Origin of the sequence: Daejeonella sp. JGW-45 (assembly GCF_029360805.1) — a bacterium.
In the GTDB taxonomy this organism is placed as follows: domain Bacteria; phylum Bacteroidota; class Bacteroidia; order Sphingobacteriales; family Sphingobacteriaceae; genus Daejeonella.
The window spans coordinates 183,167-203,668 of the sequence record NZ_JARKNC010000002.1 but is presented as its reverse complement, the minus strand read 5'-3'; the positions used below and the strand labels follow the sequence as shown (position 1 = coordinate 203,668).

The 20,502-nt window shown below is 45.9% G+C and carries 21 protein-coding genes; 14 read left to right on the top strand and 7 right to left on the bottom strand.

Annotation, left to right across the window (positions count from 1 at the left end; all coding sequences use genetic code 11):
- The first annotated feature begins 41 nt into the window (after nt 1–41).
- From P2W76_RS04130 to P2W76_RS04115, 4 genes are all read left to right on the top strand, one after another.
- The gene (locus tag P2W76_RS04130; protein WP_276346258.1) at nt 42–842 is read left to right on the top strand and encodes a hypothetical protein; all 801 of its coding nucleotides are present in this window, start codon (nt 42–44) and stop codon (nt 840–842) included.
- 40 nt (nt 843–882) lie between these two features.
- Nucleotides 883–1,422, top strand: coding sequence for a hypothetical protein (locus P2W76_RS04125; protein WP_276346257.1), 540 nt, complete (start codon nt 883–885; stop codon nt 1,420–1,422).
- Nucleotides 1,423–1,835: 413 nt separating this feature from the next.
- The gene (locus P2W76_RS04120; protein WP_276346256.1) at nt 1,836–2,303 is read left to right on the top strand and encodes a RidA family protein; all 468 of its coding nucleotides are present in this window, start codon (nt 1,836–1,838) and stop codon (nt 2,301–2,303) included.
- Between the two features lie 741 nt (nt 2,304–3,044).
- Nucleotides 3,045–4,235, top strand: a complete 1,191-nt coding sequence (locus P2W76_RS04115) for an SGNH/GDSL hydrolase family protein (RefSeq protein ID WP_276346255.1) — start codon at nt 3,045–3,047, stop codon at nt 4,233–4,235.
- A 57-nt stretch (nt 4,236–4,292) separates the two neighbouring features.
- On the opposite strand, the gene P2W76_RS04110 is transcribed toward P2W76_RS04115, so the two are convergent.
- Nucleotides 4,293–4,982 carry a phytanoyl-CoA dioxygenase family protein gene (locus P2W76_RS04110; RefSeq protein WP_276346254.1) on the bottom strand — a complete coding sequence of 230 codons (690 nt, stop codon included), beginning with the start codon at nt 4,980–4,982 and terminating at the stop codon, nt 4,293–4,295.
- Nucleotides 4,983–5,273: 291 nt separating this feature from the next.
- Here P2W76_RS04110 and P2W76_RS04105 point away from each other — a divergent pair, with 291 nt between their 5' ends.
- The 4 genes from P2W76_RS04105 (at nt 5,274) to P2W76_RS04090 (ending at nt 7,715) form a co-directional block, all read left to right on the top strand.
- The gene (locus P2W76_RS04105; RefSeq protein WP_276346253.1) at nt 5,274–5,903 is read left to right on the top strand and encodes a hypothetical protein; all 630 of its coding nucleotides are present in this window, start codon (nt 5,274–5,276) and stop codon (nt 5,901–5,903) included.
- 336 nt (nt 5,904–6,239) lie between these two features.
- Complete coding sequence (locus P2W76_RS04100; protein ID WP_276346252.1) at nt 6,240–7,049, top strand: SDR family oxidoreductase; 810 nt, start codon at nt 6,240–6,242, stop codon at nt 7,047–7,049.
- A 149-nt stretch (nt 7,050–7,198) separates the two neighbouring features.
- Nucleotides 7,199–7,408: a DUF4172 domain-containing protein gene (locus P2W76_RS04095; RefSeq protein ID WP_346429822.1), complete on the top strand. Its 210-nt coding sequence runs from the start codon at nt 7,199–7,201 to the stop codon at nt 7,406–7,408.
- A gap of 1 nt (nt 7,409) precedes the next feature.
- Complete coding sequence (locus tag P2W76_RS04090) at nt 7,410–7,715, top strand: DUF4172 domain-containing protein (RefSeq protein WP_276346556.1); 306 nt, start codon at nt 7,410–7,412, stop codon at nt 7,713–7,715.
- A 70-nt stretch (nt 7,716–7,785) separates the two neighbouring features.
- Here the strand turns inward: P2W76_RS04090 and P2W76_RS04085 are convergent, their stop codons facing one another.
- Nucleotides 7,786–8,562: a hypothetical protein gene (locus P2W76_RS04085; RefSeq protein ID WP_276346251.1), complete on the bottom strand. Its 777-nt coding sequence runs from the start codon at nt 8,560–8,562 to the stop codon at nt 7,786–7,788.
- A gap of 8 nt (nt 8,563–8,570) precedes the next feature.
- Nucleotides 8,571–8,786, bottom strand: a complete 216-nt coding sequence (locus P2W76_RS04080) for a hypothetical protein (RefSeq protein ID WP_276346250.1) — start codon at nt 8,784–8,786, stop codon at nt 8,571–8,573.
- A 226-nt stretch (nt 8,787–9,012) separates the two neighbouring features.
- On the opposite strand from P2W76_RS04080, the gene P2W76_RS04075 reads away from it, so the two are divergent.
- On the top strand, nt 9,013–9,258 hold the full coding sequence (locus tag P2W76_RS04075; protein WP_276346249.1) for a hypothetical protein: 246 nt from the start codon (nt 9,013–9,015) through the stop codon (nt 9,256–9,258).
- Nucleotides 9,259–9,551: 293 nt separating this feature from the next.
- Here the strand turns inward: P2W76_RS04075 and P2W76_RS04070 are convergent, their stop codons facing one another.
- Complete coding sequence (locus tag P2W76_RS04070) at nt 9,552–9,944, bottom strand: hypothetical protein (RefSeq protein ID WP_276346248.1); 393 nt, start codon at nt 9,942–9,944, stop codon at nt 9,552–9,554.
- Between the two features lie 194 nt (nt 9,945–10,138).
- Between P2W76_RS04070 and P2W76_RS04065 the strand changes: the two genes are divergently transcribed.
- From P2W76_RS04065 to P2W76_RS04045, 5 genes are all read left to right on the top strand, one after another.
- Nucleotides 10,139–10,492, top strand: a complete 354-nt coding sequence (locus P2W76_RS04065) for a hypothetical protein (protein WP_276346247.1) — start codon at nt 10,139–10,141, stop codon at nt 10,490–10,492.
- A 111-nt stretch (nt 10,493–10,603) separates the two neighbouring features.
- Nucleotides 10,604–11,881: a redoxin domain-containing protein gene (locus P2W76_RS04060; RefSeq protein ID WP_276346246.1), complete on the top strand. Its 1,278-nt coding sequence runs from the start codon at nt 10,604–10,606 to the stop codon at nt 11,879–11,881.
- A gap of 32 nt (nt 11,882–11,913) precedes the next feature.
- Nucleotides 11,914–12,639, top strand: coding sequence for a carboxypeptidase-like regulatory domain-containing protein (locus P2W76_RS04055; RefSeq protein WP_276346245.1), 726 nt, complete (start codon nt 11,914–11,916; stop codon nt 12,637–12,639).
- 20 nt (nt 12,640–12,659) lie between these two features.
- Nucleotides 12,660–15,113, top strand: coding sequence for a TonB-dependent receptor (locus P2W76_RS04050; protein ID WP_276346244.1), 2,454 nt, complete (start codon nt 12,660–12,662; stop codon nt 15,111–15,113).
- Nucleotides 15,114–15,123: 10 nt separating this feature from the next.
- On the top strand, nt 15,124–16,473 hold the full coding sequence (locus P2W76_RS04045; protein ID WP_276346243.1) for a RagB/SusD family nutrient uptake outer membrane protein: 1,350 nt from the start codon (nt 15,124–15,126) through the stop codon (nt 16,471–16,473).
- A gap of 54 nt (nt 16,474–16,527) precedes the next feature.
- On the opposite strand, the gene P2W76_RS04040 is transcribed toward P2W76_RS04045, so the two are convergent.
- The 3 genes from P2W76_RS04040 to P2W76_RS04030 form a co-directional block, all read right to left on the bottom strand.
- On the bottom strand, nt 16,528–16,854 hold the full coding sequence (locus tag P2W76_RS04040) for a hypothetical protein (RefSeq protein ID WP_276346242.1): 327 nt from the start codon (nt 16,852–16,854) through the stop codon (nt 16,528–16,530).
- Between the two features lie 671 nt (nt 16,855–17,525).
- Nucleotides 17,526–19,634: a DUF4157 domain-containing protein gene (locus P2W76_RS04035; RefSeq protein WP_276346241.1), complete on the bottom strand. Its 2,109-nt coding sequence runs from the start codon at nt 19,632–19,634 to the stop codon at nt 17,526–17,528.
- Nucleotides 19,635–19,724: 90 nt separating this feature from the next.
- Entirely contained in the window at nt 19,725–20,162 is a 438-nt protein-coding gene (locus tag P2W76_RS04030; RefSeq protein WP_276346240.1) for a class I SAM-dependent methyltransferase, read from the bottom strand.
- Between the last annotated feature and the right edge of the window lie 340 nt (nt 20,163–20,502).

Genomic DNA, 20,502 nt, shown 5'->3' with positions numbered 1-20,502 from the left:
AAACTACCAATCATTTATTTTATTGGACCAAAAAGAAAATTATGAAACCGATAGTTCAAAAAACAGTATGGCTGCTCTTCATAGCCATAGCGTCAACATCCTGCTCTAAAGATAAGGAAAACTGCGATCCGAGTGATGAAGAAAGCCGTTGCTATGCAGGTGTGGGAGCCGCTAATAAACTGCTGCTGACGGAAGAAAAAACAAACGGTAAAACGGAATTGCAATTTGAGTACAATGACCGGAATCAAGTCGTATTAAGACATGTGCATGGCATCGATGGCAGCATAACGAGCGAAAATCTCACCTATACCGGTGATAAGCTGACGAAAATGGAACGAAAATCAAATGGCCAGCTTGTCATGAGCGAGGAATACTCCTACGGCACGGCGGATAAACCAACTGCAGCTGTTTTGAAAGATAACAAAGGTAGGGTCAACGTTAACATTATATATGCTTATTCTGGTAAAAGGGTTACTGAAACATCGTTTGATACAGATGGTAATCAACTAGGAATCAACACCTATACATTCGATGATAAAGGTAACCAGCTAACGCGACAAATAGCGATGAGTGGCAATTCGGTGAATGAAACACTAGGGGATTATGATGACAAACCAAATCGCTATACCAATTATCCCTGGACATGGAAGGTGGGCTCAGTTAACAATGAGCGATCGTATTCACAATCCGTACAGATACCAGGTGGGGCAGTGTCCACGAGGAATTTGCGTTGGGAATACGAGTACAATGAAGCTGGTTATCCCAGCAAGGCAGAAGTGTACGACAAGGCTTCCAACACATTAGTGGAAACCCGGACTTTTACCTACAAACAAGCAAACTGAAAGGAAAATCATTAAACTAAAAACAATAAATCTACAAACCATGAAAAAAACAATCCTTATTCTCCTGGCGATCTTTATCGCTTCAATAACTTATGCTCAGCCTTTTCAAAAAGGAACTACTGCAGCCAATGTTGGTATAGGCTTAGGAACCGCTCTTGGTGGTCTTGGCAAATCACGTCCTGCTATCAGCGCTTCTGTTGATCACGGATTATGGGAAATCGGAGGTCCCGGGGTTATTAGTTTGGGTGGGTATCTCGGAAATACCGGTTATAAGTATACCGATTTGGGCTATACCGCCAAATGGAACTACGTCGTAGCCGGTGTCCGCGGAGCCTATCACTATAACGGTTTTGCTTCGGTTCCTAATCTGGATGTATATGGAGGTGCTATGTTGGGCTATAACATGGTCAAATATTCATCAGATGGAAACGATAATAGTCTCTCGGGCAATTATGGAAGCGGTATGGGCTTTTCTGGTTTTCTGGGGGGGCGTTGGTTCTTTAACGAGCGTATAGGTGTTTATACCGAACTGGGTTACGGTGTATCGGTACTGAATGCCGGCGTCTCATTTATATTCTGAGAAGTTAAACATATCGATCTGTCTTCAAAAAAACGAAAATTGGCCATGAAATTTGTGACCGGACATTGACTTCCTTAAAGCTGTCCACTCCGAACTTCAGGTCGATGCAGAGTTTATCTTACGGCATGCCTGAGGGGCGTTTAGAAACGTATAATTATTGAGTGCCTTCGGCACTGTTTTTAACGCAGAGGGCGCAAAGTTTTACACGGAGTGCGCGGAGGCTTTTTGGAGATTTTGCCTTATGCATCAGGAGGTCCCCGCTTTCGCGGGGATGACAGGCGTATACGGGGAAATGGGAGATTCCGGATCAAGTCCGGAATCTAAGCACCTCGTTTAGAAAACGTACAGCGTACACTGACCTTTACGATTTTAAAGATTAGATTAGTAATACACAAATCTAATTATCAAAGATCATGGAACTAAAACGAAGATCGGTACTAAAAAGACTTATGGCTGCAGTTGCAGGGGTGGCAGCGGCAGGAAGCCTGGCAAGCGCAACGGAAGTTGAAAAGGATGAGAAAATATCCCGCGATGTCACAAATTTACAGGATGTACCGCTATTTGCCGGTTCAACCCAACTGGGCCGGCTCGTATTTATATCCGGTACAGGCGCCGATGCCGCTTCCGTACATGATATCAGGAAAGACACGGATTTTGTCCTGAAGAAAATGGAAAAAAGGCTGATTGATGCCGGCTCGTCTATGGAAAAGGTTTTAAAGGTCACCGTGTTTTTAGATGACCTGGCGGATTTTGAGGGGATGAACGAGATTTATAAAGGGCGTTTTGGGAAAAACCCGCCTGCGAGGTCTACGGTAGCGGTGGCAAAGGGAGGGATTCCAGGGAAGTCGATTTTGGAGATTGATTGTATAGCGTATGTGTAAGGGTTGAGGGTCCGCTCGTGCCGGCGTGAGGGCTATTTCCGCCTCGTGCCGGCGGGGAGGGCACCTACTTTCCCTGCAGCTGGAAAGTAGGCAAAGAGCCGCGCCTTCCTGATATTTCTTGTAAATCCACGTTTTAGCCTGTAGGTACAATCCGAGCCGTATGATTGCATGTGAGAGTATGAAAGCTTTTGCAACACTTCTCCGGATCCGATAGCTATCGGATGCCTGACCGCAGTGAAAAAATGAATGTTTGTGCACGGCTAATACGCAGCTTTCCTGCGAAATCTCAGGAGGGCGAGTTCTGCAACTTGCAGTGACAGAAGGTTGATTAGTGTCAGCTACCCACCGCACCCACCGTAAGTCAGATATCTACATCGTTAGATCTTGATTCGCATGCTCGTTTCCAACGCTGGCCGCAGGCCGGCACCTCTACACCAGCTAGCCATCAGGTACGTTTCTAAGGCCCAAGCACAACATCTCCGTTCACCTTTTTTTTCGCATCGGCTGGTGCGGCATGCACAAGCCAGGCCCTGGCAGAAACTCCCAAAGCATCAGGCGCAGCGATGGGGTTTTTGCTTACTTTTTGACCTACAGCAAAAAGTAAGTGCCCTCCCGCGGCACAAGCGGGTTCATTTACTTTTTAAAACAACTTTGAAGTGTCGCCAAATCAGCTACTGGCGAAACTTTCATATTCCAGCTTTTAGCCCTAAGTTTATTCAAAAAACCTTTCACCCTGTCATCATGAAATTATACCTCTTTATAGCCTCCTTTCTAATAGGAGTTTCTGCTACCGCCCAGCCCGTGAAGAATACTCTCCCCAACGATCCGTACATGGAGATCAGGGGCGGTTTAGGCAATACCCGGAAAGCCATTTTAGAGGACAAAGAGCTTACGGTGGCTTACCTGGGCGGTTCCATTACGTTCATGGAGGGCTGGCGTAACAAAACTTCAAAATACCTGGAGGAGAAATACCCGCAGACGCGGTTTACGTTCATCAGGGCGGCTGTCCCTTCGCTGGGAAGCCTACCGCATTCATTCAGGATCAGTACCGACGTACCTGATTTAGCTGATGTAGACCTGCTGTTCTTTGAAGCTGCAGTGAACGACCGTGCCAACGGTACCGACAGTATTACCCAGGTGAGGGGACTGGAAGGTGTTGTGCGGCAAGCGAAAGCCGCCAACCCGAAGATCAATATTATTATGATGGCTTTCGTGGATCCCGATAAGATCAATGATTATCACAGCGGGAAAGTGCCCGTTGAAGTGATCAATCATGAAAAAGTAGCCGGTTATTATGACCTGCCTTCCATTAACCTGGCCAGGCTGGTAAACGACCGGATTGATAATGGGGAGTTCACCTGGAAGGATGATTTTAAAGACCTGCACCCTTCGCCTTTCGGACAGGAGGTTTATTTTTCGGCCATAAAAACCCTGATCTCAAAAACCATTGATAGTCCGCCGGCCGAAGCTGCCACAACCACGACCCTTAAAAAGCCGCTTAACCCGTACAGCTTCACCAATGCTTCTTATTACGATATTAAGAACGCCCGCTTACAGAAGGGCTGGCAGCGTATAGAAAGCTTTAAGCCCGAAGGTGTTAAGGGCCGCGACGGTTTCATTAACGTGCCTGTATTAGAAGCCACCACCCCCGGCGCCATGCTCAGCCTTCCGTTTAAGGGCCGGGCGATAGGAATAAATGTCAATTCCGGTCCGGATGCCGGGATCCTGGAATACTCCATTGACGGCAGGCCCTTTGAGAAACTGGATCTTTTTACCCAATGGAGTCACAGCCTGCACTTACCCTGGTTCCTGCTGTTTGATGCAGAGCTGCCTGCTAAATCGCATGTATTGCGGCTGAGGGTGAGTGAAGAAAGGAACAAAGGGAGTAAGGGGAATGCGGTGAGGGTGGTGAGGTTTTTAGTGAATGAGTAACATACCTTCGGCGGCAATTGGGAAGACGTCGCAGCTTTTTTCACCCCTGGGTTTTTATTAAGACAGATCATACCACCTAACCCCATTACCCAGTTCGTATCCGAATTCAATTTGAAGAATCCGTCTTCGCGCAGAAGAATGAGAGGGGGGCGAATCATGCAATAATAAGGGCTTCATGATCATTATCCCGCCGCTGTCAACGGTACACAAACGGCAGCCTGATCCTTTAGCGATCCTTTGAATGTCATCATTATCAATAACACCCTTTTTATGAGAACCGGGGACAACGTGGATAGCGCCGTTCTTTTCCGAAGCTGAGTCAAGGTGGATCCGGATCGTGATAAGCCGTTCCATTACATGGACCGGTGGATGTACGTGTGTAATCCCGGCTTCGACCGACCAGTTGGTATACCCCTCGGCAGCTACCTGTTGCTCGACTGCAATTTTTAAATCCTGGTGCCAGGGGATAGCCCAATTGTTGTCCAGCGCTTTATCTAAAACAAATGCTTTAACGGGAAACATTTTCCGGTCACAGATATTGGTGATAATTCCGTTTAATTCCGGGTTGTTCGCTGTCTCATGAACAGCTTTACTATGCTTAAGCAGGTTGACACGGCTTGCGTCGCTACTAAATTCGAAGACCTTTAACTCCGATAACTCTTTCTCCAGGCTCTGAATCCTGCTTGTATCGATACACTCATTCAGAATTGCAAAACCATGGTGTATTATTTGTGATTCCGGCGTCATCGTGTGGTTGAAAATATCGCCTCCGAAGTAAGAACAACTAAATGAGCCAGAATGACCAAAAGCTCCCCGGATACCGCATTAAGAGATCTAAAAGACATGATCGAAAAAGGCATTAATGGAAGCTGAACTCACAATCAGCTTCTCATAGCTTCATTTAGAATAATTTTTGAATACATGGGAATTCACTGATACCATCAGCCTTTAGACGTCAAGGTACGCCCGCACTGATTACCGTTTACCCATCACTTGATACCAAAAATAAAACATTATATTTAATAATAAATCTGCGCGATGCCCAAAATATCGGTACTCCTGATCTGCTATCCGCTCCTGGTGTGTCTTCTGGCCTGCGGTAGAAAAAAACAGACAAAAACAAGGGGAGATGAACAGCCAGCTAAATTTGCAATCCTCGACAGCATGCCAGCCCGGCATATGATTTCCCTGAAGCCTCCTGCACCGGATACGATTCCCTATACTGATATGTTTGATAACATCAGGGCAGACAGCATCGCCGTAGGAAATAATAATGGGAACGTGTATTCTACAGGTTCCGTAGAATCATTTCTGGCAGCATTTGGACCGGCCAAAGAAAAACGGATATTCTCAGAAATGGTGGATGAAATGAGGATCTTTTACGAGCTGGACGGGTTGGACGCTGAATTTGATACGGCTGGCAACAATAGAAACATTAATATCACAAATCCAGCTTTCAAAATGAGGCTGGGGCGCCATTGGTACAAGCCCGGTGATCACATCAGCATGTTAGCCAAGCAGTTCCCTAAATCGTATAAATCGCGGGATGATAACCGGATATATATAATCATGTCTTTACATGGCGTATTTCTTGATGCCTGTGTTGCGATCTTTTACGACGAAAATGGGAAGATCACCTGGTTGACCAGTGGTGCTAATGAGTCGTAATGGAATAGCCTGTCATTCTGATCAATATTCTCCAAATTCGCGAAAATACTCAGATAATCTTCCAGAGTTTTGTTTTTAAGTGCGCATCTACCCTGCCAAAAACGTGAAGCCTTCATATACGATTTAAGAACGTAAATTTGGAAATGCAAATCTTCCCGACACAGACAAACCTAACTTTAAACGTTCGTTAAACGTCCTAAACATCTGCGGGACGAAGTGCAATCCGGTCAGCCGGGTAAGTTTATTTAAATTATGTCTCCAATAGCCCTCATGAATGTCGCTCAAGCCCCCCTTGTTTAGTTGCCATAGGTACTATTTTTGAACAAAAGCGATATTATGATACTAAAAGATAAGAATGCTGTCATTTATGGCGCCAGCGCATCAATGGGCGGTGCGTTTGCAAAGGCTTTCGCGGAAGCAGGTGCAAAGGTTTTTGTAACAAATCACAGGTTTGAAACTGCTCAAAAGGTTGCGGAGGAAATAATAGGGAATGGCGGAAAGGCGGAGGCAGCAGCGGTAGATGCGTTGGATCCGGATGCTATTGAAGCGTTTCTGAAAAGCGTAATAAATAAAGCAGGCAGCGTCGACATTTCCTATAATGCGATAGGGATAAAAGACGTTCAGAATATTCCTTTGATCGAGATGATCGTAGAAGAGTTTCAGCAGCCAATCAACATCGCTATGAAAACGCAGTTTTTAACTGCTACTGCTGCGGCCAGGTATATGATTGAGCAAAAATCTGGCGTCATTTTATCACTGACCGCCACCCCGGGTGGTATTGGTTATGCCAACGTAGGCGGGTTTGGACCTGCCTGTAACGCAATAGAAGGCTTTTCAAGGAACCTGGCGGCCGAAGTTGGCCCGTCGGGGGTGAGGGTTGTCAATATTCGCTCGGGGGGCTCGCCGGACTCAAGGCCTTTTAAGGAAGCTATAGAAGCAGGAGGTGAGGAGGTAAAGGAATTCATCGACAAGATGGCGAACGACACCATGCTAAAGCAAATGCCGATGATGGCAGAAATTGCAAATACCGCTGTATTCCTTGCTTCGCCCCTGGCTGCGAAAATTACTGGCGTTACTATAGATGTCACTGTTGGTACTACAGCTGCCCTAAACTACAAAGTAACGAATGTGGCGTTTTTGAAATAGAACTAAAGAAGATCATTTGGATCAGCCGTTTTATGTGAACTTGTATTGTGCCACAATGATTGGTTCATTCTATTCGGGAATACGGCACCGATAATAATTAATCCGCAAATTTGCGGACTTTTATTCACTTTGCGGAGAATAAACCGTAAATTAACCGCATAATTGCGGAGAATAGGTATATCTATCAGTCGAATAATTGGCCAAATTTTACCTGGGACGCAGAAGCGCTATTAACCCGGCTCGGTGAAGTGCGTCATCGGCAGGGAAGAATACTAGGTCTGATGGGTTCGGCGGGATTTAAGATAAATGAAACGGCAGTATTGGATACGCTGACCCTGGGATGTAACCAAATCAAGTGAGATAGAAGGCGAAAAACTAAATACGGATCAGGTCCGCTCATCAATAGCACGCAGGTTAGGTATAGAATTTGTCGGGTCGGTATCGTCAGATCGCAATGTAAAAGGCGTTGTGGAAATGATGCTGGATGCTACCCAAAAATATACGGATGATTTAACCGCAGATCGCCTGTTTGGCTGGCAGAGGGAAATAGGGCCTGAACCAACACCACGACCAACGTTCAGAAGGGCACGTAAAAACGCGGGTGAGACCGTTGCCTATCATTTTCCTGATCTTAGGAAAATGATACTGATGCCCAAAAGCATTTGAACGTCGCCAAATTGAAAATCCTCAAGATATCAAAAATAAACAGTCCTCCTCAATCCTCTTGGCTACTAATTTATGATCTGGGATAGTATTTCTTAAGCCATATGGACACCTGATCCTCGGGAATATCATCCCATTCCTTCTCGCCTGCGACCACTTTGAAATGACCGACAAGCCGGTAAGGTTCATTATTAACGGAGTTATCAAAGAAATATGCCTGGTAAGCGATTTCTGCGGCTTTTTTAAGCAGTTCCATCGAACGAACATATCGCTTTTCAATTCGATCGGCCGGAACATGATGCCCACCTTCTCTAACTCTTAGCGTTACGCGGAACTTATTAATTTCAGGAGATTCCGTTCCAACGAAATAAAGATAAACCTTGTAGCCTGCTTCAGCCGCTAAGCGCATGTCATCCAGGTTGGACTCGTGCGAAAACACCGTTTCAAACGAAAACCTTCTCTTCGCTACTATAAATGCATGTCTGAGGAACCTTGCAATAATTTGCGCCACGCGATCTAAACTTTCTGCTTTGATCAAAGAAAGCTTATATCCAGAAATTTTAATTGAGTTACTAAATTGTTGGACAGAGAAGTCCTTGGATAAGAGTCCGGAGATTTTACCAAAGTTAGCAAGATCCGCTAACGTACAATTTACCTCGTATGATTGAAAGGAGAATTCACCGGCTTTTAAATTTTGAGCTATATCGTCGGCATTAATGTATACCCCCAGGTCAAGTTTGACATTCTCATTTATTTCCGTTTCACGAATGCTTTTTATAACGGTACTTTTACCTGAACCATTTGGACCAGCAAAAACCCGAAGACGAAGTTGTGGTGAGATCTGCTCCAACAATAGAATTAAGCCTCTTGAAGCTTCTCGATTTGCTCGAAGTTTCCATCCTGATATTCCTTCACTACCCAGCCACCTTTAACAGTCACTACGTAGCCCATCAGTTTCATTGCATTCTTAGCGGCAGCTTTACCAGCGCTCTTTGCTTTGCTTACAACAATACGCTTAGTAAGATAAGCAAATCCATCGCTTGTTCTTGATCTATCTGTTGATTTACTTGCCATAATAATTAAAGATACAAAAATAACATCTTGTTTTAAAATCCTGTTTAATTTTAGCACTAGTAAGATCACCAATTTGACCTTTCATTACATATAAAAGTCTGTAAGGCCGAAAACAAATAAGCGTTGGGTTCATCCTAACGTATTCCGGTTTCCCGTATTCTTTCATTCCATTGAAGCCATAAGTTTGATAAACGATATCCAAAAGATCGTTCCCAAGTCAAACAACATGGAATTCAAAGATTCAGTCCTCCAATTCTCCTCCAGGGTTGAAAAACTATGCTCTCAGATTCAAACTGAGGAAGCTACCAAGAATACCTTGATCATGCATTTTATTCAACTTCCCGGATATGATATGTTCAATCCCTTTGAAGTAAGCCCTGAATTTGTTGCAGATCTCGGCATTAAGAAAGAGGAGAAGGTGAACTATGCCATCATCAAAGACGGCCAGGCAATTATGCTGATTGAATTGTAAGCACTATTCGGAGAAACTCCCGGTTCCGGCGACGTGATAACTTTGTTTCCTTAGAGATAACAACAGAAATGAACTTAAAGCTTAAAACTGTAGCGGAATCGTGTGGTTGAAAATATCGCCTCGGAAGTAAGAGCAACTAAATGGGCCAGAATGCCCAAAAGCTTCCCGGATACAGTATAAGAGACATACAAAACTTGATCGAAAAAGGCATTACAGAAAAAGAACCCGGAGGTGGGAGGAATACCTCCTAAATTAGTCACGCAAGTATCAAGAGCTTTTTCACCCGCCCGTTATCACTCCCCCTTCAACCCCAACTTCTCCTCCAATAACTTATTATACTTATCCGATAGCCTTTGATACCGCTCAGTCTGCTCCTGGTATTTAGAAAGCCATTTGTCCCGGTCCTTAAGCAACTCATCATAGCTCAGTTGATTATTGTAGAGGTTGCGATCATCATTCAGAATATAATCAGCCATTTCGGGGAATTCATTCGTGAAGTCATGATTAAGAGCCTTACCGTATCTGGCGAGGGTTTCATAAGGAAGGTCAGCTTTTTTAATATGAACATAAAATGTAGGGTACTTGTAACCTGCTTTCTTTATGATTTCCTTTAAACTCAAAGGACTTGATTTTGCTACCTGGTGGAGTACTTCACCCCGTGACAAACTATGCAGAGATTTCTTCAATTATACTTCTTTAGATTGAAATACAATATAATTGATAACGATATCTAGTATTTATAACAATTTAGTTGTTATATTGTATAATATTATATATTATTGTATATACAGATATGGTAGCGCTTCTCAATTTCTTGAATTAACCGTTTCGGTTGTGCAATTTGTATCTGTGCCGGTTATTAAAATCTTTAACAATCAGGATGGCATCTAAAAATAATAAGGCAAAAGATAACAGGGATAAAGAGGTGAGCAGCTTCCCGTTGCTATCCTTTGACCAGCTAACTGATTTTTGCTCCGGGGCCCCGCTTTTTAAAGGCGATGAGGATCTCCGCGATTCCTTTGAAAGCTTTTTTGTCAACGATTACCAATTCCTGGAAAATGTCCCCGGTGAAGAATTTCTCGGCGATTTCGAAGCAATCGAAGATATTCTGCCTGTGTTGTATGAATTGGGAAAGCAACTTGTTGCAGAAGGTGGCCAGCATGAGGCGAGAGAAGTTTTACTGTCAGATTCCAGTAACCGTTTGTACGCTTCCCTAAAACGACATCCTGAATAAGCTCTACCGCTTTAAACGGCAGCCGATTTTTTGAATATGGTTAATTGGTTAGATCAGTCCAGGGCTGCCGTTTTTTCTTCAATTTTTCGGAATCAATTTAACAAAATCTAAATGAAAAAAACGATACAATTAATCGCTGTGGCCACGCTTTGCTTTTTTTTAAGCAGTGTCGTGTATGGCCAAACGGCAGCTCTCAAGATAGGGGATAAAGTACCCGATCTAACTATAAATAATATTCTAAACTATAAAACAAGCAGTGCAAAGCTTTCCGATTTTAACGGCAAGCTCCTCATCCTGGATTTCTGGGCTACCTGGTGCGGAGCATGTATCCAGAGCTTCCCGAAAATGGAATCGCTCCAGGCGGAGTTTAAAGACAAGCTGCAGGTGCTGCTGGTGAGTTCTGATGGCAGTGAAAAGAACGAAGCTTTTTTTACTAAACGTAAAGCTTCGACCGGGAAGGCGTTCACTCTGCCACGAGTAGATGGTGACCAGAGCCTGAAACAATTGTTTCCTTACAAGCTATTGCCGCATTATGTGTGGATTGCGGATGGGAAGGTGAAGGCGATTACCAGCAGCTACGAGGTAAGCAAAGAATCGATCCGGGCGATGCTGAATTCGGATGTTAGATTAGTGACGAAAACTGACATCAACCTGGAAATGCCGCTTTATCTTTCGGACAAAGCTCCTGCAGATCGCCTGGAACATTATTCGATCTTCCTTAAGGGTTTTACAGAAGGCTTGGGAAGCAGCAACCGCTACCGCAAGGAGAACGGAAGCGTTTACAGCTGGATGAGTACTAACAGCACCCTGCTCTGGTTTTATAATCATATCGCCAGTAAGTTATTTTCTGAAATGGGAGAGAGCTTTGTCTCCAACCGGGTTATTGTAGAAACCAGGGACAGTGCCCGCCTTTACTACACGGCGGATCGTGCCAAAAGCCCTGCGTGGCGGAATGCTAACCTATACTCTTATGAGCTGCTCGTACCGCTGCACGATACTGCACGACTCTACAAGTATGCGCTGGAAGATCTCAACCGCTATACTGACTTTACCATGCAGATTGAAAAGCGACGCGTGAAATGTCTGCTGCTGGAGAGATCCAAAAATGGCCTACTCACCACTACCGGGCAAAGTCCTTCGGTTAAAAAGGTCGACGACACCATGGTATTTAGCAATACCGGCTTAATTGATCTGATCATACGGATGAATGGGGAGCTGGGGATGAAAGTGCCGGTGCTTGATCGGACCGGCTATTCCGGCAAGATGGATATGAAGATCAGGCCGGCCTGGAATAACCTTCCTCTCCTCAATGCTGAACTAGCCCGGTATGGTCTTGTCCTGCGAGATTCGGAAGAAGAACTGCTGATGATGATCATCAAAGAAAAATAAAGTTCACAGGGATACACCTTAACCAAGAAAATATGAAATGGATCTATATCATACTAATAATACTTGCCGGTTTATCAGCTCATGCCCAGAACCGGGTGAGGGGCACCGTCCTTAGTGCGGAGAACAGTGCACCGCTGGCCGGTGCGACCGTCCGGATAAAGAACAGTACAGCCAGCGTATCAGCTGGGGAACAGGGCACTTTTGAGCTGAATGCCGGCGCAGCCAAAGAACTAACCCTGCTGGTCAGCTTTGTGGGTTATGATGACAGGGAGCTTGAACTCAGGCTGCCACTGAACAATCCCCTTATCATCTACCTTTCCGACCGCACTGGCATGCTTAGCGAAGTGACCGTATCTACCGGCTACCAGGAAATACCTCGTGAACGCTCAACAGGTTCGTTCGCGCAGGTAGGCAATAAACTTTTTAATGAGCAGGTAAGTACGGATATCCTCAGCAGACTGGAGGCGGTAGCAGGCAGTGTATCGGTCGACCGGGCAACAAATCCCGGCGGGCAGCTGATGATACGCGGCCTGAGCACCATTCAGGGACCCAAAGCTCCGCTGGTGGTGGTCGACAATTTTCCTTATGACGGCGATATTAATAATATCAATCCGAATGATGTCGAGAATATCACCATTCTTAAAGATGCAGCCGCTGCCTCAATATGGGGAACACGCGCAGGAAACGGCGTTATCGTAATCACTACCAAACGCGGTAAGTTAAATCAGCCGCTTGTGCTGAGTTTAATTCCAATGTAACGCTGGGCGAAAAGCCTGACGTGTACAGCTTTCGCCAGATATCTTCTTCGGATTACATCGATGTAGAAATGATGCTCTACGGTAAAGGCTTTTATAATAGTCAGATAAACTCTACGGGCAGGCCATTCCTCTCACCTGTGATAGAGCTTCTTATCCAGCGCAGCGCCGGAACTAAAAGTCCCGCCGAGGTAGAAAAAGAGATCAACAGCCTCCGCAGCGAAGACGTCAGGGCTGATTTTGACCGCTATATCTATGGGAATTCGGTCAGCCAGCAATATGCACTCAGTTTACGTGGAGGAAGCAATATGATGGCATGGGCTCTTTCTGCCGGGTTCGACAATAATTCAAGCTCCCTGGATGAAACATACAAGCGCACGAATCTCAGGTTCCATCACAACCTAAAACCACTGAAGGACCTTCAGATCACTACCGGTATTTACTTTACCAGGAGCAACACTGGCAGCGGCAAGCCCTCATTCAGCAGCATGAGTTTTAAAGCAGGAGGAGCTGTTCATCCCTATGCCAGCCTGGCTGATGAACAAGGTAATTCCCTGGCCCTTGCTAAAACCTATCGCCAGAGTTACATAGAAACCGCCGGCGCCGGTAAGCTTCTTGATTGGAAATATTATCCGCTGGAGGACTATAAGCATAACACCAACATCATTAACCTGCAGGATGTGATCGCCAACCTGGGTATAAACTATAAACTGTTTGATGGATTTAATGCCGATCTGAAGTACCAGTATAACCGGCAGCAAACAGAAGGGAGAAATTTGCAGGACGAGGAAAGCTATTTTGCCAGAGAGATGGTGAATTTATACACCCAGATCAATCCCTCAACGGGTGCCATAACCTACAAGGTTCCTAGAGGATCGGTGCTGGATACCAAAAATGCTTTGCTGGATGCCCATCAGGTAAGGGGGCAGTTTACGTATGACCGGAACTGGAAAGCGCATGCGCTTACTCTGCTGGCCGGATCGGAAATCCGTCACGCACAAAATAACGCGAATGTTCAGCGGGTTTACGGGTATAACCAGAATATTCTGACCCGGGGAAATGTAGATTTTACCAATCCTTATCCGCATTTTATTACCGGCAGCAGTGACCTGATACCTGACCTTTCCGGTATGAACGAAACCGTCAACAATTTCGTATCCTTTTACGGTAACGGGGCTTATACCTGGCAGGACAGGTACACAGTATCGCTTAGCGCCCGGAAAGATGCTTCTAACCTGTTTGGCCTCAAGACAAACGATAAATGGAATCCACTGTGGTCGGCAGGGCTGAGCTGGGCGATATCCCGGGAAGAGTTCTATAAATGGGACAGGCTGCCGTACCTTAAGCTGCGGGCAAGCTATGGATTCAGCGGTAATATTGACCCTCAGAAGTCAGCGCTAACCACGATCGAATTTGTCTCCGGCATTTCTCCATACACCTTAAGCCCGTACTCCCGGTTTAACAACTATGCAAACCCCTCGCTGACCTGGGAGACCTCCCGCATGGTGAATATCGGGCTGGATTTTATGGCGGTAAATAACCGGCTGACCGGGAGCCTGGAATATTATACCAAGAAAGGGAGTAACCTGTTTGGCAATTCCTCGCTTGATTATACTTCGGGGATAAATAGCGTGATCAGGAATGTAGCGTCTATGAAGGGTAGCGGAGCGGACCTAACTTTGAATAGTCTGAACGTCGATTCGAAATTTAAGTGGTCCAGTCATCTGAACCTGAGTTATAACCGGGACGAAGTTACCGCCTATTACCTGGCTAACAGGGTAGGTAGTAACTTTGTCGGAGCCGTGCCCAGGATTGCTGGTATAGAAGGGAAACCCGTGTTCTCTATATTCTCTTATCGTTGGGCGGGCCTGGATCCAACCACCGGTGACCCGATGGGCTATGTGGATGGAACTCGCACAAAAGACTACACAAGGCTTACCGGCAATTCAACGCTGATAGAACACCTGAACTATCACGGGCCGGCACTTCCGCGTTGGTTTGGTTCGGTAGGCAATACTTGGACCTGGAATAATATTTCCCTCAGCGCCCGTCTCACGTTCAAAGCGGGACACTATTTCAGGAGATCTTCTATCCAATACTTTACACTCTTTAATAATAATAAAGGTCATGCTGATTTCAATGTACGATGGCAGACACCGGGCGATGAATCACGAACTACGGTGCCTTCGATGACTTATCCCCTTAGTTCCCTTCGGGATAACTTTTACGGGAATTCGGAAGTGCTTGTTGAAAAAGCGGATCACGTACGTTTTCAATACCTGAACCTGGGGTACGCGCTGAACAAAAGTCAATGGAAATCGCTGCCTGTAAAAAATCTCAATCTGTTTTTGAATATAAATAACCTGGGGGTATTGTGGACGGCCAATAAATCGGGTATTGATCCCGAATATGGGAACGACACCTTTACGTTATTGCCGGCAAAGACGCTGACTTTCGGACTTCGAACTAATCTTTAAACCTACGATCATGAAAAAATATATCTTTTTAAGTTGGATGGCATTTTTTGCCGTGCTGTTCAGCAGTTGTGAAAAATTCCTGGACGAAAAGGCAGATAAGAAGCTGGCGGTGCCCGTAACCCTGACCGACCTGCAATCGATGCTGGATAACTACGGCACGCTGAATCACAGTATGCCCTCTTCTGGTGAGATCAGTGCAGATAACTATTATCTCAGTGATGCGAATCTTAACAGCATCAGCCAGGAAGGTCTGCGCCGCATGTACGTCTGGGAAAAAGACCATTTGTTTGCCCCTGGCAGCAGCAGTAACGACTGGAGTTATCTGTTCAAGTCAGTGTATGTTGCCAACGCGGTTCTTGAAGGACTTGAGAGTCATCCATCTACCGATCCGGACGCACGGCATTTAAAAGGACAGGCTCTGTTCTTCCGGGCTTTTGCCTATCACGATGCAGCGCAGATCTGGGCATTAGCCTATGACCCTGTGAGTGCTGCAACCGACCTGGGAATCCCTCTGCGTTTGAATACAGATTTTAACGAGGAGTCGGAGCGGGGCAGCTTACAGGAAACATATTTGCAGATAGAGAATGATCTGAAACAGGCTATTCCAATGCTGCCTGTAAAAGCACTCCATGTAGTCAGGCCCTCGCGCGCAGCGGCTTATGGATTGATGGCCCGCATGTACCTGAACATGCGTAATTACGAGCGGGCAGGGGCGTATGCCGATTCATGCCTGCAGCTTTATAGTACGCTGATGGATTATAATAAGCTTAACGCAGCTGCGGCAGCACCAGTTGCCCGGTTTAATGCTGAAATTATTCTTGAACGGCTTCTCAATAGCCCCTCAATGGTACTTAGTGCCCGGATAGTGCCTGAATTGTATGCGCAATATGAAAACAATGACTTGAGAAAAACTATCCTGTTTAAAAAAAACACCGATGAGACAATTTCCTTCAAGGGTGGTTACGGCGGAAGTGCAGCATTTTACGGAGGATTAACAACCGATGAAATGTTCCTGATACGTGCAGAATCCAATGCCCGGAAAGGAAATACATCTGCGGCAATGTCTGATTTAAACACGCTGTTAGTCAAAAGATGGAAAGCAGGTACTTTCCTGAATTTAAGTGCACCAAACCCGCAAAAAGCACTAGAGCTCATATTAGCCGAACGAAGAAAGGAACTACTCATGCGCGGCTTGCGTTGGGCCGACTTAAAGCGGTTTAATAAAGAGGGGGCAAACATTACCCTGACAAGAAAAGCCAATGGTATTACTTATACCTTGCTTCCCAATGACCTGAGATACGCATTGCCCATACCCGACGATGTGATTGCTTTATCCGGAATGACCCAGAATTACCGGTGAGAGCAGGAGCACAGATCAAGAGAGAAGTGTTCCGCTTCTCTCTTGATATTCGGATTAAGGTCTTCTTGACGGACTCATATCAAGAATATTCTGCTCACTTTTGCCGACAAAATACGCTGCAAGGGCGGTTTCATCATCCGCTTCTACACTAATCGAACAAGGTAAATCACCAATTTCGCCACATTCAGATCCACCCGGTGAGCGTTTTTCCCATTCGCTTGCTGTCAAAATTTGACCAGTCGTACCAACGAATGTCCAGGTAGAAGTCAGGCGTGGCTTTGCAATCGGCGCTTTACGGTTAACTAAGCTAAACGCACTAACAGTAGCCGCAGTAACCAGTAATGCGACTATTAACAATAAATTTATTCTTAGATTTTTCATGGTTTTGAACTTTTTATTTATCAAAAAAGGGCTCCAAAAACTTTATATTTAGAATGCAAAAATGGTTGTGCCGGCTTAGGTGGGCATTCCCGGAAAGAGGTCATTCGTTAAGGGTGGCCTTTTTCATTATAAGCAGTTCACAGCCCCGCGCTGGAACACGGTAAACTTTTTCCGATAAATAATTGGTTCAATCACCACGAACGTGATGGATATCTTTTGGACAATAAATTGGAGAAGAATCAAAGAGAAAACTTTGAACGTACCAAACAAGGACATAGCAAACAGCAGCACCCAACCCGGACCGGGTTCGATCACTGCTGATAAATAATCGTATGTCTTGTTTAGATTCATCACATCTAGTTTAATCCTATTTGGTACATATGCACCGGTGTCCTAATACCTAACCCCTAATTCCAAAGAAAAACACTAAAGGGTAATAGAAAGCCCAGAGTAAAAGTGGACAGCAGAAATGGAGATACCTATAACCTGAGGTTATAATTTACAAGCTCAGGTTGTTGGATTTATGCGGAAAAATCATTACATCCAAACGCTATTTCGGAAAGAGGTAGCACAACCCGAAAGAGCGGATACCTGCAGGAGTTTCTGGAACGACAGGGCAAATAGCATAGTAATCCTGTGCACTGAACAGATGAGTTCTGAAATTGGGGTCGTTACAGCGCATCCCTCAACCGTGACTGCAGTCCCGCTTTTCTTTCTTCTGCCCAGGTGGTCATCAGTCCGTATTTGTCCTTGAATGGTTTCCAGATCCCCCTGACAACGCCCGATGCTCCGAATGTTTTTGTTTCGGTATTCCAGGTAAACCTGACATCAAGTATTTTTCGCAGGTAATCTGCATCGTCTGCCGGGTAGAATGACAGATGCATTTGCGTGGGATCTGCGACTACTATCGAGAGGTGGGCCACAACGCCATCGCATGCCGGTAAATCCTCAGAACTTCGCTGGGCGCCTCCAACCGTGTCTTTGAAGGCACCGCCAAATGTTGCTTCTAATAAAGGCAAGCCATAGACAACTTCTTCTCCGATAACTTCGATACTTTCTGCAATTACTTTGTCGCCTTCTAATTCAAAATTAATCTGATCTCCTATGCTGAGATTCACACCCACGGGAATCGCAAAGCTTTCATCTATCTCTTCCGAATAAATATATACTTCGTCATCGTCCGGGATGGTCGACAGTACTACCTCGCCGCGAACCATCTGGACAGGGGGCAGGGGTGGGAGGGACTGAACTTCTCCTTTAATTGCCACACGCTGCACTACGTCTGGCCCGGAAGCCGGAGGTGCCATTAATCCGGCAGTTTCAGCCGCTTCGGGGCGCTCCTCCTCCTCGCTCATCAACTGGGTTACCTGGGTCAGACCGTCTTCGGTATATGGCGACCATTCAAATTGCAATGTCATGTCATTTGGCGCACTGGCCCGTCCATCGGCGAGATCATCATGCGAACTGCCAAGCCGCGAATGCAGGGGCCCTGCCCAGGTGGCATCGTTATTGACAATAAAGGATCCGGGTAAACGGAAGCCCTCGTAAAAACGGGCGGAGCCCCGGAACAGGTAACTCCCTTCATAATTATGCTCGTCAAGAGTCGGGCCTGTATCATCATCATAAGGATCTTCATCAATTTCTGCTTCGTCAGCGCCGGAATTCAGCGCCTCCTGAATTTGCCGGTTTTGTTCAATCGTATCCTGGATAAACCCTTCCGTAAGAGTGTCCCCGGCATTCAATTTCCAGGCTTCCTGGTAGACACAGCTTTCCTCACGCTCTTCGCCCGTAGGGGACTCATTATGCTCTTCAGCAATAACATCCTGGATCACCCATCCCGAAGCAACAGCAGGCCTGTTCAGTGACCAATTGGTTTTCCAGGTAACATCGCCCCAGTTGCCAACTTCGTTTTCTACAGCGTTTCTATTCAGCCCGGGCGGGGCTATTCCGTTAACCGTGCCGGCTTCCGCTGAATTGCCTGACTCGTCCAGGTCAAAACTTACAATATCCCCAACGGCAACTCCCTGGCCCGGGGGAAGCCCGAAGCTCTCATTGATCACTTCGCTGTACAGGTATACTTCGTCGTCCCCCTCGTCCTGGGTCACCTGGCCGGATACACGCTGAACAGTTTGCATTTGAGCACCTGAAAAAGCGCCGCTGCTTATTTTTACAGGCCTGCTTTCCGGGCCATCCTTACGCACGGACGAGAGCTGAAACGCTTTTGCCCCCATCTCATCTGCCTCTTTCTCCAGCCCGGCATCACTATTTACAGGTACCCCCTTTGTTTGTACCGTGGGTTTCACTCTTCCCTGCTTTTGCTGTACTACATGCCAGGCCTCGTGCGGGAGATGTTTCTCCTGTCCGGGTGCGACATGAATATCGGTTCCCTGTGCATAGGCGAGAGCCTGCAGCTGGGCAGGCTTACTGGAATTAAAATGCACGGTGACGTCGTCCATGGAGTATCCGGACAGATTTTCAATGCCTGATTTGAGCGTATCAGGCAAACCTGTTTTATTTTCTTTTCTCTGCACCTGTGGCGATACAGGAGCCGGAGAATTGTCGGCCGGTTCTGCTTGTTTTGCCCGCTGGCGGTTATCGGCCATTTCCTGGTAAGCTCTCAATTGCCGCACCCGGGGACTTTGATTTGCTATTTCCTGAAGTTCACTTTGTTTGACGTCTCCCAGCTGAGTAGCGGATTCAGCCTGCCCGGCCTGCCCATGGAACGTGTTTGCAACAGCCCGGCTCGCATTTTCCTGTGATTTTCCGGTGTGAATATTCATAGGTTAAGTCTTAATTGCTCTTATGAGCTTCGGGCAACTGAAACCCGGGGTGTTCAGGTATACGCAAATTAAGGCTGCATGTTACCCCCTTTATCTATATTCGTGAAGTGATATTTCTTTTAAGGGGTTCCCACCGTCAATAAATAATTTCCCGGTCTTTTTTAATGCTTTTGCAATCTTAAGTAATGATTGTTTTTCAATTTCCGGGTGTCGCCCATCCAGGGCTCCAACCCGTACAGCGATTGCTATGTCAAAAGGTTTTTCGTTATCTCCAAGTTCAAATTTCTCAATGAGAACTTGTCTGAAAGAAAGTCTGCCTGTTTCGATTTCAGGCTGCGAGCCGGAAATAGCCTGTTGTATGGCTTTGGCTGAACGGTCAATGGCAAGGACATGTCCTTTACCAATTCGTTTTGAAATTTCTCTCGCCATGGCGCCTGGTCCGCAACCAATTTCTAAAACTCGTATATCCTTTTCTAATGGGAGTGCGTCCACAATATCAGCAAGTCGCTTTGATAGTTTACTATTCATTTGAATTTGTTATATCACACCAAAGTTGAACTAATCCTGAAATTTATAAAACAGAATCCCTGTTTTATTCAAAATGCAGGTGACCCCGAAGGGGCCACATGTTTATAGAGGGGTTAACGGACATGATTCACGACCCTGAAGGGGTCGCATGTGCGATGCGAATTACCTTTTAATAGTCTAATACATACGACCCCTTCAGGGTCTTTGTCTGGAAAGGCTTCTGACAAGTAACAAATTTTTATCTGCCAGACACACGCAAACCACCTCCTAGTGTTCTCGTTCGTACCTTCTTCGTCTATTATTGCCCTGGCGGTAGTTAAAATGGGGTTGGAGACGAAGA